Here is a 219-nt window from a genome sequence, read left to right as displayed (position 1 = left end):
CCACGGTGTGGTTCATGACTGGGGTGAAGTCGTAACAAGGTAGCCCTAGGGGAACCTGGGGCTGGATCACCTCCTTATCGACACTGTCTATCGCTCGCGGCAAGTGCTCACAACGAATTACCTGATCAAGTTAGTTTATCGAGTAGTAGTGTCGGGTCTGTAGCTCAGTTGGTTAGAGCGCACCCCTGATAAGGGTGAGGTCGGCAGTTCAAATCTGCC

At 53.0% G+C, this 219-nt stretch carries 1 rRNA gene; it reads left to right on the top strand.

The annotated features are described in order from the left end of the window. Positions 1-77 (top strand): 16S ribosomal RNA (locus MKZ40_RS17180); the annotation flags it as partial. Between the last annotated feature and the right edge of the window lie 142 nt (positions 78-219).

It is taken from the genome of Cobetia sp. BMC6 (assembly GCF_029991385.1).
In the GTDB taxonomy this organism is placed as follows: Bacteria; Pseudomonadota; Gammaproteobacteria; order Pseudomonadales; family Halomonadaceae; genus Cobetia.
This window is presented reverse-complemented; position numbering and strand designations above follow the sequence as displayed.